This window comes from [Clostridium] aerotolerans DSM 5434 (assembly GCF_000687555.1).
In the GTDB taxonomy this organism is placed as follows: Bacteria; Bacillota; Clostridia; order Lachnospirales; family Lachnospiraceae; genus Lacrimispora; species Lacrimispora aerotolerans.
In genome coordinates this window covers 20,780-34,429 of sequence record NZ_JHWJ01000005.1, presented here as the reverse complement: position 1 = coordinate 34,429, position 13,650 = coordinate 20,780, and the positions used below count along the sequence as shown (strand labels likewise).

The 13,650-nt window shown below is 43.4% G+C and carries 10 protein-coding genes; 2 read left to right on the top strand and 8 right to left on the bottom strand.

Translation table 11 applies throughout. The features are described from left to right. Positions 1–194 precede the first annotated feature (194 nt). Positions 195–1,526, top strand: a complete 1,332-nt coding sequence (locus tag T546_RS0108495) for a citrate synthase (protein ID WP_026891241.1) — start codon at positions 195–197, stop codon at positions 1,524–1,526. Positions 1,527–1,528: 2 nt separating this feature from the next. Next, complete coding sequence (locus T546_RS0108490; protein ID WP_026891240.1) at positions 1,529–3,841, top strand: hydratase; 2,313 nt, start codon at positions 1,529–1,531, stop codon at positions 3,839–3,841. 73 nt (positions 3,842–3,914) lie between these two features. On the opposite strand, the gene T546_RS0108485 is transcribed toward T546_RS0108490, so the two are convergent. From T546_RS0108485 to T546_RS23140, 8 genes are all read right to left on the bottom strand, one after another. After that, positions 3,915–5,510 (bottom strand): C40 family peptidase, encoded by a 1,596-nt coding sequence (locus tag T546_RS0108485; RefSeq protein WP_026891239.1) that lies wholly within the window; start codon positions 5,508–5,510, stop codon positions 3,915–3,917. Positions 5,511–5,736: 226 nt separating this feature from the next. Beyond that, positions 5,737–6,534: an ABC transporter ATP-binding protein gene (locus T546_RS0108480; protein ID WP_026891238.1), complete on the bottom strand. Its 798-nt coding sequence runs from the start codon at positions 6,532–6,534 to the stop codon at positions 5,737–5,739. Positions 6,535–6,536: 2 nt separating this feature from the next. After that, positions 6,537–7,451, bottom strand: a complete 915-nt coding sequence (locus T546_RS0108475; protein ID WP_026891237.1) for an ABC transporter permease — start codon at positions 7,449–7,451, stop codon at positions 6,537–6,539. A gap of 148 nt (positions 7,452–7,599) precedes the next feature. After that, positions 7,600–8,634, bottom strand: a complete 1,035-nt coding sequence (locus T546_RS0108470) for an ABC transporter substrate-binding protein (RefSeq protein ID WP_026891236.1) — start codon at positions 8,632–8,634, stop codon at positions 7,600–7,602. 215 nt (positions 8,635–8,849) lie between these two features. Next, positions 8,850–9,713 carry a YitT family protein gene (locus T546_RS0108465; protein WP_026891235.1) on the bottom strand — a complete coding sequence of 288 codons (864 nt, stop codon included), beginning with the start codon at positions 9,711–9,713 and terminating at the stop codon, positions 8,850–8,852. 150 nt (positions 9,714–9,863) lie between these two features. Next, on the bottom strand, positions 9,864–11,381 hold the full coding sequence (galT, locus tag T546_RS0108460; RefSeq protein ID WP_034598622.1) for a UDP-glucose--hexose-1-phosphate uridylyltransferase: 1,518 nt from the start codon (positions 11,379–11,381) through the stop codon (positions 9,864–9,866). Positions 11,382–11,463: 82 nt separating this feature from the next. Beyond that, complete coding sequence (locus T546_RS0108455) at positions 11,464–11,979, bottom strand: Gx transporter family protein (protein WP_026891233.1); 516 nt, start codon at positions 11,977–11,979, stop codon at positions 11,464–11,466. A 96-nt stretch (positions 11,980–12,075) separates the two neighbouring features. Continuing rightward, on the bottom strand, positions 12,076–13,632 hold the full coding sequence (locus T546_RS23140) for an FMN-binding protein (RefSeq protein ID WP_051629690.1): 1,557 nt from the start codon (positions 13,630–13,632) through the stop codon (positions 12,076–12,078). Positions 13,633–13,650: the final 18 nt, after the last annotated feature.

Here is a 13,650-nt window from a genome sequence, read left to right as displayed (position 1 = left end):
AACAACATTTTGATTGTGATTATAACAAGTTGTTGACTTTGATACTTTTCCATGTTAAACTATCAAACAATAAAAAGCCAGTTACGTTTCATTGCCAATGAAGGCAGCGCCGGAGGGATCTGTATGCGCTGCTTTTCTATCAATGGATTGCCTCTAAAGCTTTTGCATATTCTGAAAAAAAGGAGAAGCGTCCCATGAACAACTTATTCATTGCACAGACTTTTGGAAGATCTTCCAATTATACGGATATTCCTAACAATTTGTTCAAAATACACGATGTAAAAAAAGGGCTTAGAAATGAAGATGGAACCGGAGTCATTGTAGGACTTACCCGTGTATCTGACGTTGTAGGCTATGAGTTTGAAGATGGAAAAAAGATTAATATCCCAGGTAAGCTATACTACAGGGGAATTGAAATCAGCGATCTGGTAACGGGAAAAGGAAATGGGCGTTACGGTTATGAAGAAACCGCATTTCTGCTTCTCTTTGGTTATCTTCCTTCCGATAAGGAGTTAAAGGAATTTACTTCTGTTCTTCAAAAATATTATCCGCTTCCCAATGAATTTTTTGAGAGAAATATGCTCCGCAGCCCTTCCAGCAATTTAATGAACAGTCTGCAAAAAGGCATTCTGGCTCTTTATGATTATGATAATGATCCCGATAATACAGATCCTTATCAAACGCTTCTAAAAGGAATCAATATTCTTGCAAAGCTGCCAACCCTTGCAGTATATGCATATCAAAGCAAGATCCATCATTATGACCGGGAAAGCCTGGTCATCCATTATCCTCGCCCGGAATATTCCATGGCAGAAAATATCCTTCATCTCCTTCGGCGGGACGGAGGCTTTACCGAGCAGGAAGCAAATCTTCTTGACGTGATGCTTATGATTCATGCCGATCACGGCGGTGGAAATAACTCCACTTTTACAAATGTAGTTATCTCTTCCACTGGAACTGATATATATTCCGCCATTACCGGATCCATTGGTTCCCTAAAAGGGCCAAAACACGGTGGTGCCAATATCCGGTGCAGCGAAATGTTGTCTGCCATTGAACAGGAAATTGGATTGCATGCCACTGAGGATCAGATGAAAAAGGTCATTGAACGAATCCTTTCTAAGGATTTCTATGATAATTCCGGTCTCGTTTATGGCCTGGGTCATGCGGTTTACACGGTATCTGACCCCAGAGCAGATCTTTTAAAAGACTGCTGTGAAAAGCTTGCAAAAGAGAAAAAACGATTGGATGAATACGAATTTCTGACGAAGTTTGAAACCGTTGCAAAAGCCTGTCTGGCTGGAAACGGAAAGTCCTTGTCCAACAACGTGGACTTTTACAGCGGCTTTGCCTATCAAATGCTGCAGATTCCAGAGGATATGTACACCCCCTTATTCGTCTGTGCACGCATGGCAGGCTGGCTGGCACACAATATTGAAAATAAAATGTATGACGGAAGAATCATGCGTCCTGCAACAAAATACGTGGGTGAAACAAATCCCTACATAAAAAGAGAGGAACGATAATTATGGTAAAATTATATGAAGGCGGAGCTTACCTTATAAATGGAACGGAGCTCATTCCAGAGGAAGATAGCGCAAAAATCGCTGCTCTCACCGGAAACACTGTCAACAAAGAGGAAGCAGCAAAAGGCACCATTGCCTACTCTATTTTAGAGGCCCATAATACCTCAGGCAATATGGAGCATTTAAAGCTTCGTTTCGACTCAATGGCATCCCATGACATTACCTTTGTAGGAATCGTTCAGACGGCCCGGGCTTCGGGACTGAAGGAATTTCCGATTCCTTATGTACTTACCAACTGCCATAACTCCTTATGCGCGGTAGGCGGTACCATTAATGAGGATGATCATGTCTTTGGCCTTTCTGCCGCCAAAAAGTACGGTGGTATTTTTGTGCCTCCCCATATTGCAGTCATTCACCAGTATATGCGTGAGATGATGGCTGGATGCGGCCGCATGATTCTTGGCTCTGACAGCCATACCAGATATGGTGCCCTTGGAACCATGGCAATCGGCGAAGGAGGAGGCGAGCTTGTAAAACAGCTTCTTCTGGATACTTATGACGTTACATATCCGGGAGTGGTCGCTATCTATCTTACCGGCAAACCATCTCCTGCTGTGGGACCTCACGATGTGGCACTGGCCATTATCGGTAAGGTATTTAAAAACGGCTATGTGAAGAATAAAATTATGGAATTTGTAGGACCTGGCGTCTCTTCCATGGATACGGATTACAGAAACGGCGTGGATGTAATGACAACGGAAACCACCTGTCTTTCTTCTGTTTGGAGAACCGATGAAGATACGAAAGCTTATCTGACCCTTCACGGCAGAGGCGATGATTACAAAGAATTAAATCCAGCTGATGTTGCCTATTATGACGGAGTTGTCACGGTAGATCTAAGCGCAATTAAGCCTATGATCGCTCTCCCATTCCATCCAAGCAATACCTATGAAATTGATGAGCTTAACGCCAATCTGGCAGATATCTTAAGAACCGTGGAAAAGGAAGCCGATCAGTATACCGGAAAGTCAGGAGTGAAGCTCTCTCTTACGGATAAGATCGTTGACGGAAAGCTTATGGTTCAGCAGGGAGTGATTGCAGGATGTGCAGGAGGTAATTACTCCAACGTCATGATGGCTGCCCATATATTAAGTGGCAAAGACTGCGGCAACGATGTATTTAATCTGTCTGTTTATCCGTCTTCTCAGCCGGTCTATATGGATCTGGTGAAGAAAGGTGCTATTACAGAATTAATGACTGCAGGCGCTACCATCCGTACTGCTTTCTGCGGTCCATGCTTCGGAGCAGGTGATACTCCATCCAACAACTCCTTAAGCATACGTCATACCACAAGAAACTTCCCGAACCGGGAAGGTTCCAAGCCTGGTAATGGTCAGATTTCTTGTGTTGCTCTTATGGATGCAAGATCCATCGCGGCCACAGCAGCAAACGGCGGACTTCTCACCTCTGCGGAAAGCGTTGTAGATGATTATGAAGTGCCGGCATATGAATTTGATTCCTCTTCTTATGAAAGAAGAGTTTATCAGGGATATGAGGCTCCTCAATCAGAAGCTGAGCTGGTCAATGGACCTAATATTAAAGATTGGCCGGCTATGAGTTCTCTGACTGATAACATCATCCTTAAAGTATGTTCAAAAATTATGGATCCGGTTACTACCACAGATGAACTGATTCCATCGGGAGAGACCTCTTCCTTCCGTTCTAATCCACTTGGCCTCGCGGAATATACATTATCCCGCCGGGATCCGGAATATGTAGGAAGATCCAAGCAGGTCAATGAGCTTGAAAAGACACGTAAAAATGGGGAATGCCCACTTAAAGCAGACAGCGAATTAGAAAAAGCATTCCATGCACTGCGCCTTTATTTAGATCAGCCGGAGCTTAAGGCTTCTGAGACCGAAATAGGAAGTGTACTCTATGCGGTTAAACCAGGTGACGGCTCTGCCAGAGAGCAGGCAGCAAGCTGCCAAAGAGTTCTTGGCGGTCTCGCCAATATCGCCAATGAATATGCAACCAAGCGTTATCGTTCCAATGTCATGAACTGGGGAATGCTTCCCTTCCTTCTTGATGAGGAGCCGGCGTTTGAAGTAGGTGACTTTATCTATGTACCTGATATTCGTACTGCTCTTGATGGCGATATGGAACATATCAAGGCCTATGTGATCCGCAATGAAGAGGGCAATCCCATTCAGGAGATCAATCTCCACATTGCAGATATGACACCGGAAGAACGGGCCATCGTAAAATCCGGATGCTTAATCAATTATAACCGTGACAAAAAAGAAAATAGGTAAATAATATAAGCCCAGAAGACTGGATATGAATCCGATCTTCTGGGCTTTCTTATGAGTTACGTTATTATCTTATTTAATCTCCTATCATATTACGGATCTTTACCGGAGAACGGTAATTCCAGTTAGAGATCTTAATGCCGCTTCGTCTGCTGGCCGCATGTACAATCTGACCGTTACCAATATACATGGCAACGTGATTGATAGTCCCTTTGCTGTTGGCATAGAACAACAGATCTCCAGGCTTCATCTCTGAAGACTTCACAGAAGTTCCTCTTCCAGCCTGTGAGCCGGAATAATGAGGCAGACCGATACCAAACTTAGAATAAACGGACATGGTAAAGCCGGAACAATCTGCTCCCTTTGTCAGGCTGGTTCCGCCCCATACATATGGGTTTCCTAAAAACTGCAGCGCATAATTGACAATCTGAGTTCTTAATGAAGACTGGGCATTGGCCTTTTCCTCAAGGGGTGAGAATTTGATCGCCTGAGGAAGAGCGTAACGTACATCCACAAAGTCTGTAGCCACATAAGCACTGCTGTCTTCCTCCAGCTCGATCTCTACCCAGCCGTCAACCTGCTTTAATACAGGATATCTTTCGTTGTTGGATATCTGTGTCCAGATCTTGGAATCTGTACTGGGTTCTGATCTCGCATTGAGCATATCCGTATTTACAATGGCCATAAGCTGAGCAACCTGCATGGCTTCATCCTTTGCCGCCTGCCCGGTCAGAATGTAATCTGATTTTACATAGCCTGTAATGCTTCCGGATTGGATCTTATACCAGCCGTCAGCCGTTGTCTCTAAAATCTCACCGGCAGCCTTACTCGGCATCTTAGCAATTACTTTTCCTTTTTCGTTAGGCTCTTCTCTTACATTTAAATAATTATCTACATCGGATATTCCAATATTCTTATAGTAATTAAAGACCATTGCCTTTAAATCCAGTTTTCTCGCTTCATTTAAAGAATATTCTAATGCCACATAATCAGTGGAAAGATATCCGGTTGAAATCTTTACCCAGCCTTCGGTCTGATCAAGCACTTCATATCTTTCATCGGCAAGAGCCTGCCCCACCGGATCCGAGCTTTTTGAAGCTTCTTTTCTGATATTCATGCTGTCCGCTTTAATGACTGCTCTTAATTTTACCAGGCTTTCTGCTTTTTTAACAGCTTCCTCTCCTGTCAGCACATACTCTGAATTAATATAGCCTTCGATTCCTCCGGAAGTAATCTTATACCAGCCATCATCTGTCTTTTCTAAAATATCACAGGCACCGTCGCTCTGCAACTTTCCAATCACATCCCCATCAGTACCAGGAGTCTTTCTGATGTTTAAATAACCGGAAGCTTTGACAATTCCAAGATTTTTATAAGAAGCTACCACCTTCTTTACCTCTTCTGCCTGCTTAATCGCTTCTTCCGATGCTTTCACTGCTTCGCCATTCTTAGCATCTGCCTGATTCACAGCCTCTGAAGCGGTAGCCAGAGCTGCAGCTTGGGCACCTCCTCCATTGCGCTTTGCGAAAGCTCCGGCTGTAATGACTCCAGCCACCAGTAAAACACCGGCGCCTCCAACTATGAGATACTTTTTATAATCATTCTTACCGCGGCTCTTTCTTGCTTTATCCAAGCGGATCACATAATCTTTATTGTCGTTTTTATTATCCATTCTGTACTTTCTCTCCATTGTCATATTTTCACCGGACAACTGATTTGGACTATGAGTTTATCCGCCTTAGTATAGCATATTTTGTCATGATTTGCGATATTTGTCTCACAAAAATTTATTAAGATTATGTTACATTATGATACGTAATTCAAAAATCTATTAAATTTTTGTAAAATTATGGGATGGTACCCTGCCCAAAAGCGGTGTCCATCCCATGTTTTTACTGCTAATTCGCTAAAATCATACGGTCATTGGAGAACTCTTCTCCGCTGGCCTCTTCAAATTTTCGAAGAAGATCTTCTACTTCCAGATTTTTCTTTTCTTCACCAGATATGTCAAAAATGATTCTGCCCTCATGCATCATAATGAGCCGGTTTCCAATCTGAATGGCATCCTTCATATTATGAGTAATCATGAGAGTCGTAAGATTCTGCTCGTCCACGATTTCCTCTGTAATCTCAAGAACCTTTTTTGCTGTCTTGGGATCCAGTGCTGCTGTATGCTCGTCAAGAAGAAGAATTTGGGGCTTCTGTAAGGTGGCCATTAAAAGAGTAAGAGCCTGGCGCTGTCCGCCGGAGAGTAGCCCCACTTTATTGGTCATACGATTTTCAAGGCCAAGACCAAGCTTTTTTAAGGCTTCCTGGTAAAAGGACTTTTCATTTTGCTTAATTCCCCAGGCAAGCCCTCTTTCTTTGCCTCTTCGATAAGCCAGAGCCATATTCTCCTGAATCTCCATTCCGGCAGCCGTTCCCATCATAGGGTCCTGAAAGACTCTGCCAATGTACTTGGCACGTTTATACTCCGGAAAACGTGAGATATTGACACCATCAATTTCAATTTTTCCGGAATCAATGGGATAAACACCGGCGATCATATTTAAGGTGGTGGATTTCCCTGCACCATTTCCTCCAATGACAGTGACAAAATCGCCTTCATTTAGGTGGAGATTGATTCCGTTAAGGGCCTTTTTCTCATTGATTGTATTTATATTAAAGGTTTTCTTTACATTCTTGATATCCAGCATGATCATTCTCCTCCTTCTGTATAGGCTGCTTTTAAACGCCATTTCCGAATGACCACAGGGACGCATAGGGCCACGGCTACGATAGCGGCTGATAAAAGCTTCATATCGTTGGCATTCATACCCATTCTTAATACTACGGCACGGATTACAAAATAAATAACGGCGCCTACAACGGCAGAGGCTAACTTACTGCCAAAGGAGCGTAGTTTGCCCATGAGAACCTCACCGATGACAATAGCGGCAAGACCGATGACTATGGCACCGGTTCCCATTCCGATATCCGCATATTTCTGGCTTTGGCAAACGAGGCCTCCGGAAATACCGACAAGTCCGTTACTTATGGTCAGGGCAAGAAGCTTGGTCCAGTTGGTATTGACGCCAAGGGCGCGGACCATTGCCTCATTGTTACCGGTGGCACGCATTGCACTTCCGATCTCAGTGCCGAAAAACCAGTACAGAAGAACGATCATAACAACGGCAAAACCAACTCCGATCATCAGAGCACCTGCCTGCTTGTTGATTCCAGTTGCATCAATGAATTTAGAGACGATAGTATCTGTTTTTAAAAGAGGTACATTGCTCTTTCCTCCCATAATTCTTAAGTTGATGGACCAAAGTCCGATCTGAGTCAGAATTCCTGCCAGAATGGCCGGAATCTCAAACACGGTATGTAACAGTCCAGTAATAGCACCAGCCGCCATACCTGCAATTCCAGCGATCAATAAAGCAATCCAGGGATCCATCTTAAAAACCAGTACCATAACTGCACATACACAGCCACCCAGGGCAAAGCTGCCATCAACGGTCAAATCGGCAATATCCAAAAGCTTATAGGTGATGTAAACACCAAGCACCATAATTCCCCATAAAACGCCTTGTACCACTGCGTCCTGAAGGGATATCATCAAACCACTCATCTATTTAATCCTCCGCATATTTTCTTTTACAGGCATAAATGCCTTACATAAAAAATGGAATTCCATCTTTTATGTAAAGCATCTATGAGAGGGTTAAGCGGACCTGATACCTCTGGCCCGCTTTATATCTCACTGAAATTTCTTTTTATTATTTAATACTTGAAACATCAATTCCTAAGGTTTTAGCCGTCTCTTCATTCACATAAAGCTTGCATTTTTCTATCGGGAGATATTCAATCGGCATCTTAGAGATGTCTTCTCCGTCTTTTAAGATCTTAACTGCCTGCTGTCCGGTCAGGTATCCCAGTTCAAAATAATCAATTCCGTAAGTAGCAAGTCCGCCTGCTTTTACCATGCCCTCTTCACCACATATGGTAGGAAGGCCGTTTTCATTGGCGACCATGGCAACTGTAGTCATTCCGGCTGCTATGGTATTATCTGTTGGTGCATAGATAGCGTCTACTTTTCCAACCATGGAGGTTACAACGGTCTGAATCTCATTGGAACTGGATACGGTGTAATCTACAGCAGTCATACCTTCTGCTTCAATGGCTTCTCTTGCCATCTTTGCCTGAATCTCAGAATTGGATTCTGAGGAGGCATAAAGAATTCCAACTGTTTTTGCTTCTGGAAGAATCTTCTTTAATAAGGCAATCTGTTCTTTGACCGGAGTCAGATCAGAAGTACCGCTGACATTTCCGCCTGGGGCATCGTTGCTTGCAACCAGATCAGAAGCGGCCGGGTCGGTAACAGCGGTTACCAGTACCGGGATATCACTGGTTGTTCCAGCTACCGCCTGTGCTGCTGGAGTCGCGATGGAAAGAATTAAGTCACTTCCGTCATTGACCAGCTTACTGGCTATGGTCTGGCAGGTGGACTGATCGCCTGCGGCGTTTTGCTGATCTGCAACGTAGTTGAGTCCGGCATCATCAAGTGCTTTTATAAATCCCTTATTGGCTGCATCAAGGGCAGTATGCTGAACCAACTGCAGTACACCGATCTTATACTGCTTCCCATCGGCTGTTTTTTCACCTGTGGTCGCGGCACCTTCTGTTGTCGCCTGGGCTGTAGTCGTCTCAGTGGATGAGCTTTTACTTTCTTCGGTTTTTCCACCGCAGGCAGTTAAGGACATCATCATTGCACCGGCAAGAATCAGTGACAGTATTTTTTTTGTTTTTTTCATAAACTTCTCTCCTCACCATCTAAAAATCTCGTCCTGTTTTGAACTTATTTCGTATCATACTACAAAAAATACCTGCCGTCAATTTTATTACTTTAAATTTATGTAATTTTAAAGCATTAAAGTGCATTTTCGTAAAATATGCACTATTATACCTCCTTAAAACTAGTTTCATTGCACAAAAAAACCGGAGCAGTTTTCTGCCCCGGTCTGAACATTTAATTGGTTAAAAATCCCTTTCCAATGATCTCACTGGAATTGGAAATAAGGATAAACGCCGATGGTTCCACCGTACGGATATAGTTTCTAAGCTTCATCGCCTGAGACCGCTTCATGGTCGTTAAAATGACCGTTTTTTTATGGTGAGTGAATGCTCCCTGTGCTTCATAGACCGTAGCACTCCGGTTTAGACCATGGATGATATAATCGCAGATCGGTGCCGGATCATCGCAGATGATACTAAAGCACTTACATAAGTTCATATTTTCCATGACATCATCAATGACAAGGGACTTTGCAAGAAGACCAAGGGAAGAAAACAATCCGGTCTGAGGGCCAAATACAAAATAGGCCATAATCACTCCAGTCACGTCTACCAGCAAAAGCACGGTGCCAATATTGAAGCTGGTATAGCGTTTTAAAATCATTGCTATAATATCAGTTCCGCCACTGGATGCACCCACGTAAAAAAGAAGGGCCGATCCCACACTGGGCAGTAAGATAGCAAAAATAAGCTCTAACAACGGTTCCGACGTAAGCGGCCCTTTCATAGGGCAGATACGTTCCAGAATATATAAGGATAATGACATGACAAGGGTGGCATATACTGTCTTAATACCAAACCCACGTCCCAGAAACAGAAAGCCCAGTACCAGCAAAACTGTATTCACGATATTGGTGAACTGGCTGGCTGACCAGTGGGTCAAGGCGCTGATAACAGTAGCAAAGCCCGTAACCCCTCCAAAAGCAAAGTTGTTAGGGAATTTGAAAAAATAGACTCCCACTACCATTACCCAGATACTAAACGTAATCATTCCATAATCCGCAAGCGTTCTCAGCATTTTATTTTCTATCTGCTTCATGACCGTTTCTATGTCTCCCTCCGGATCGTTCCGTCCGGTTCTGTATATTTTTTTCAGTGAGTCAGGCCATTACCTCTGACTCCCAATAGAATATAACTCAAAGGGAAAATAATTACAAACATCAATCTATCTGATAGTCTCACAATGTTTCTATTGTGAAACAGGTAGGAATCCAACACTGGTCAAAAACCGGTGAAATCCTCTTCGTCCTTCTTCGCTGCATTTGTATACACCGGAGTCTTCAAGCACCCGTTCAAACACGAGTCCGACCTCTTTTTTCAGGATATCCTCAATATTATCAGCAGTCACGGTATCATAGTTTGGAAGAAAATTCTTTACCCAATCACCATGCTTTTCTATGATCTCATTGGAGCTTATGTCCTTTCCAGTCAATATATAATCTGCTAAAAGATTCAGTTCCTCTTTCAGTCTGGATGGAAGTACGGCAAGGCCCATGACTTCAATCAGTCCTATGTTCTCTTTTTTAATATGGTGAAGCTCAGAATGAGGATGGTAAAATCCAAGAGGACATTCTTTCGTTGTTATATTGTTTCTCAAAACAAGATCTAATTCATACATACCATCTTTCTTTCTTGCAATGGGAGTGATGGTATTATGAGGCTGTCCATGGGTTTCGGCTAAAATAAAGGACTCTTCATCGGTATAGGTTCTCCAGGCGTTAAGTACCTTTTCTCCCAGGGAAATCAAATCATCGGGATTTTCACTTCTGGTTCTTAATACTGACATAGGCCATCTTACGATTCCAGCCTGTACTCCCTCATAGCCTTCGATCTCATAGCTTGCTTCTATCTTTGCCTTTGCCATGGCAAAATCATAATTACCGCCCTGGAAATGATCATGGGAAAGAATAGATCCGCCTACGATTGGAAGATCTGCATTGGAGCCAAGGAAATAATGGGGAAACTGCTTTACAAAGTCAAACAGCTTTACAAACGTATCACGCTCTATCTTCATAGGGATGTGCTGTCCATTGAACACAATACAGTGTTCGTTATAATACACGTAGGGAGAATACTGAAAGCCCCACTGGCTCTGGTTCATGTTTAGCCTTATGATACGGTGGTTATTTCTTGCAGGGTGATTGGTCCTTCCGGCATATCCCTCATTCTCCATACAGAGAAGACATTTGGGATATCCGCTTTGCTTTGCAAGCTTAGCCGCTGCAATTGCTTTGGGATCTTTTTCTGGCTTTGATAAATTTACGGTAATGTCTAAATCTCCGTACTTGGTGGATGTAATCCAACGCATATCCTTTTTGATCCGGTAGCTTCTGATATAGTCCGAATCCTGAGCCAGATTATAATAATACCCGGTAGCAGCAAGAGGTGACTGATTGTGATACAGGTCCCAGAACTTCCGTTCCACTTCACTTGGTCTTGGCATCAGGCAGTTCATTAGCCTTGTATCAAACAAATCCCGAAAGGTAATACTGTCTTCCTCCAAAAGGCCCTGTTCACAGGCATAATCCAGCATCTCGTTTAAAACAGCCTCAAGATCGATATCCTCAACTTCTCCATCCGGTTCCTCATATTCGCAAAGCTTTAGCACATCGAGAATCTGGTTTACCGCATAATAATGGTCTGCTTCCTCGATCAGGCCTGTATTACGTCCATACTGTATAAGCTTTTTAATTGCCATGTTAATCATCCTGCTCCTCCTGGTCTTCTTTTGCCTTATTCCACAATTATATCCTTTCGTACCATGCAAAACAATAGAATTTATTTTGAATTTACTGCAATTTTTTTAGGTAATAGCGGATTCTCTCTATCATCATATTCCCTAATATGCCGATGACAAGACCTGCCAATGTGCCTGCCACAAGGAGAACGGGAAGATAATAAAACACGCCCGCCTGCCTGACAACAAAGGCTGCCACACTAAGCTGACCTATGTTATGAGCCACACCTCCCATAATACTGACTCCAACCGTTCCAAACAAACGGAACTTTTTACAGACAGCCATAACAAGAAGGCTGAGTGCCAGACCTCCCAGGCTATAAAATACTGCGAACAGATTGCTGAAGGTAAATCCCACTAAAAGAATCCGGATCAGCGAGATTACCACAGTTCCCTTTATGCCAATGGTATAAAGGCCTGTCATTGTTACAAGATTGGCAAGTCCCAGCTTTACCCCCTGTATTCCAAGTGAAATGGGAATCAGGGTCTCTATATAGCTAAGAACAAAAGCAAGTGCAATCAGCATTCCATAAAGGGATGCTCTTTGTGCCGATCCTTTCCCATTCATAGTTTACTCTCCTTTTATTCCCTGAAATAATATGTAAAATCCCGGAGAACAGTCTTATCTTGCTAAGCCTTTCTCCGGGATATCATTTCTATCTTATTATTTGGAAGCCTGTGTCAGACAATCCTTGACTCCATTAACAAATCCATACAGATTAATGCTGACGGAGGCTACGGTATCCGTATAACCACTAGCATTGATCAGTCCCTCTAAAGACTGATGCTGCAGGACATAATCCGCCACTGCCGCGGCCTGCTCATGCCACTTGGGGCCGTTATCTGTCATCTTATAGCTGCCATCCATAGACAGTTTACTCTTTTTGGAACCGTCCTTTGCGACACAATCCCAGGTCAGGCTTGTAATGGTATTATCCTTAATTGTCATATTCACCTGATCCTTAAAACCATTCTTATCAAACTCTGGTGCTTCATAGGAATAAGCTCCGTCTTTTAAAGAAGATTTATTTTCTGCCGCCTCACCAGATGCCTGGCTTAAGCAGTCCTTTACACCGTTTACAAATCCATATAAGTTAATGCTGACAGAGGCCACGGTATCGGTATAGCCTTCTTCATTGATCAAGCCTTTGACAGACTGATGTCCCAGCACATAATCAGTAACAGCCTTTGCCTGCTCATGCCATTCCGGTCCATTCTCCGTCATCTTGTATTTTCCATCCATAGACAAACGGCTTTTCTTTGTTCCATCCTCCTTAACACAATCCCAGGTCAGGCTTGTAATGGTATTGTCTGAAACAGTCATATTCACCTGGTCCTTAAATCCATTGTCATCAAACTCCGGCGCTTCATAGGAATAGGTTCCGTCCTTTAAGGAAGACTTTGCATTGGGAGCTTCGCCGGCTGCCTGGCTTAAGCAGCTCTTTACGCCGTTTACAAATCCATGGAGGTTAATGCTTACAGATGCCACGGTATCCGTGTAGCCTTCTGCATTCATAAGCCCTTCCACAGACTGGTGAGCAATTACATAATCAGTCACCGCCTTGGCCTGTTCATACCATTCCGGACCGTTATCTGTCATCTTATAGTTTCCATCCATAGATAGTTTGCTCTTTTTGTTACCATCTTTCGTAATACAATCCCAGGTAAGGCTTGTGATCGTATTGTCCTTAATGGTCATATTCACCTGGTCTTTAAAACCATTCTCATCAAATTCCGGCGCTTCATAGGAATAGGTTCCGTCTTTTAAACTGGATTCCTTCTGCCCGACTGTTTCTTCCTGATAAGCTGAGCTCGATTCAGGTGTTTCTCCCTTTGCCTGGGCAAGGGCCTGATCTACAGCCTTTTTAATGGCATTGCTGCTTAAGGTCGCTCCACTTACAGCATCGACCTCAGTGGATTGCTTGGAAAGGATGGTATCTGTAAGGCCCGGAAGCACCTTATCTAAAAGTGTTTCCTTCTCACCCTTTACATTAATCGACTGCATCTTTTTGGCTGTTACCACTACATCAACGGTAACGTCACCGCCATATCCGCGGGCAGATCCCGTATACGTACCCGGAGTGTATAAACTGGTTCCTGACATGCTGTCAACCGCTTTGTAAAGAGGTTCTGAACCGAATACAGTGGCACCTGCCAGTACGATCATAACTCCAAGACCGATTAATCCATTCCTTTTTGCATTTGCGTTAAACTTTTTCATATCTTCCTCCTGCCTGAT